Genomic DNA, 3045 nt, shown 5'->3' with positions numbered 1-3045 from the left:
GTACGAATTTTCGGCGAATGTCGTCTTCACAGTATAACCAGATTGCTTGGGGTTATATGGTCAAGTGAAGAAGCGCATACGGTGGATGCCTTGGCAGTCAGAGGCGATGAAAGACGTGGTAGCCTGCGATAAGCTTTGGGGAGTCGGCAAACAGACTGTGATCCAGAGATCTCTGAATGGGGGAACCCACTCAGCATAAGCTGAGTATCTTGTACTGAATACATAGGTGCAAGAGGCGAACCAGGGGAACTGAAACATCTAAGTACCCTGAGGAAAAGAAATCAACCGAGATTCCCTTAGTAGTGGCGAGCGAACGGGGACCAGCCCTTAAGTTGGTTTGAGATTAGTGGAACGCTCTGGAAAGTGCGGCCGTAGTGGGTGATAGCCCCGTACACGAAAATCTCTTATCAATGAAATCGAGTAGGACGGAGCACGAGAAACTTTGTCTGAACATGGGGGGACCATCCTCCAAGGCTAAATACTACTGACTGACCGATAGTGAACCAGTACCGTGAGGGAAAGGCGAAAAGAACCCCGGAGAGGGGAGTGAAATAGATCCTGAAACCGTATGCGTACAAGCAGTGGGAGCCTACTTTGTTAGGTGACTGCGTACCTTTTGTATAATGGGTCAGCGACTTATATTCAGTGGCGAGCTTAACCGAATAGGGGAGGCGTAGCGAAAGCGAGTCTTAATAGGGCGTTTAGTCGCTGGGTATAGACCCGAAACCGGGCGATCTATCCATGGGCAGGTTGAAGGTTGGGTAACACTAACTGGAGGACCGAACCGACTACCGTTGAAAAGTTAGCGGATGACCTGTGGATCGGAGTGAAAGGCTAATCAAGCTCGGAGATAGCTGGTTCTCCTCGAAAGCTATTTAGGTAGCGCCTCATGTATCACTGTAGGGGGTAGAGCACTGTTTCGGCTAGGGGGTCATCCCGACTTACCAAACCGATGCAAACTCCGAATACCTACAAGTGCCGAGCATGGGAGACACACGGCGGGTGCTAACGTCCGTCGTGAAAAGGGAAACAACCCAGACCGTCAGCTAAGGTCCCAAAGTCATGGTTAAGTGGGAAACGATGTGGGAAGGCTTAGACAGCTAGGAGGTTGGCTTAGAAGCAGCCACCCTTTAAAGAAAGCGTAATAGCTCACTAGTCGAGTCGGCCTGCGCGGAAGATGTAACGGGGCTCAAACCATGCACCGAAGCTACGGGTATCACCTTTTGGTGATGCGGTAGAGGAGCGTTCTGTAAGCCTGTGAAGGTGAGTTGAGAAGCTTGCTGGAGGTATCAGAAGTGCGAATGCTGACATGAGTAACGACAATGCGAGTGAAAAACTTGCACGCCGAAAGACCAAGGTTTCCTGCGCAACGTTAATCGACGCAGGGTTAGTCGGTCCCTAAGGCGAGGCTGAAAAGCGTAGTCGATGGAAAACAGGTTAATATTCCTGTACTTCCGATTGTTGCGATGGAGGGACGGAGAAGGCTAGGCCAGCTTGGCGTTGGTAGTCCAAGTTTAAGGTGGTAGGCTGAGATCTTAGGCAAATCCGGGATCTCAAGGCCGAGAGCTGATGACGAGTTGCCTTTAGGCGACGAAGTGGTTGATGCCATGCTTCCAAGAAAAGCTCCTAAGCTTCAGACAATCGGGAACCGTACCCCAAACCGACACAGGTGGTTAGGTAGAGAATACCAAGGCGCTTGAGAGAACTCGGGTGAAGGAACTAGGCAAAATGGCACCGTAACTTCGGGAGAAGGTGCGCCGGCGAAGGTGAAGGGTTTACCCCGTAAGCTTTTGCCGGTCGAAGATACCAGGCCGCTGCGACTGTTTATTAAAAACACAGCACTCTGCAAACACGAAAGTGGACGTATAGGGTGTGACGCCTGCCCGGTGCCGGAAGGTTAATTGATGGGGTTAGCGCAAGCGAAGCTCTTGATCGAAGCCCCGGTAAACGGCGGCCGTAACTATAACGGTCCTAAGGTAGCGAAATTCCTTGTCGGGTAAGTTCCGACCTGCACGAATGGCGTAACGATGGCGGCGCTGTCTCCACCCGAGACTCAGTGAAATTGAAATCGCTGTGAAGATGCAGTGTATCCGCGGCTAGACGGAAAGACCCCGTGAACCTTTACTATAGCTTTGCACTGGACTTTGAATTTGCTTGTGTAGGATAGGTGGGAGGCTTTGAAGTGGGGACGCCAGTTCTCATGGAGCCATCCTTGAAATACCACCCTGGCAACTTTGAGGTTCTAACTCAGGTCCGTTATCCGGATCGAGGACAGTGTATGGTGGGTAGTTTGACTGGGGCGGTCTCCTCCCAAAGAGTAACGGAGGAGTACGAAGGTGCGCTCAGACCGGTCGGAAATCGGTCGTAGAGTATAAAGGCAAAAGCGCGCTTGACTGCGAGACCCACACGTCGAGCAGGTACGAAAGTAGGTCTTAGTGATCCGGTGGTTCTGTATGGAAGGGCCATCGCTCAACGGATAAAAGGTACTCCGGGGATAACAGGCTGATACCGCCCAAGAGTTCATATCGACGGCGGTGTTTGGCACCTCGATGTCGGCTCATCACATCCTGGGGCTGAAGCCGGTCCCAAGGGTATGGCTGTTCGCCATTTAAAGTGGTACGCGAGCTGGGTTTAGAACGTCGTGAGACAGTTCGGTCCCTATCTGCCGTGGACGTTTGAGATTTGAGAGGGGCTGCTCCTAGTACGAGAGGACCGGAGTGGACGAACCTCTGGTGTTCCGGTTGTCACGCCAGTGGCATTGCCGGGTAGCTATGTTCGGAAGAGATAACCGCTGAAAGCATCTAAGCGGGAAACTTGCCTCAAGATGAGATCTCACTGGGATCTAGAATCCCCTGAAGGGCCGTCGAAGACTACGACGTTGATAGGTTGGGTGTGTAAGCGCTGTGAGGCGTTGAGCTAACCAATACTAATTGCCCGTGAGGCTTGACCATATAACACCCAAGCAATTTGCTCATGCAGATTGTGGTGGTGAAGACGAAACGCTCGAAGATTCGTACACAAACATCACATATCCGAATTTGCTGG

1 rRNA gene is annotated in these 3045 nt (G+C 51.7%); it reads left to right on the top strand.

From position 1 onward, the window contains the following. Positions 1 to 58 precede the first annotated feature (58 nt). Positions 59 to 2951, top strand: a 23S ribosomal RNA gene (locus ACQZ2L_RS24995). The last annotated feature ends 94 nt before the right edge of the window (positions 2952 to 3045 follow it).

Source organism: Pseudomonas shirazensis (assembly GCF_050496565.1).
Classification (GTDB): Bacteria; Pseudomonadota; Gammaproteobacteria; order Pseudomonadales; family Pseudomonadaceae; genus Aquipseudomonas; species Aquipseudomonas shirazensis_A.
This window is presented reverse-complemented; position numbering and strand designations above follow the sequence as displayed.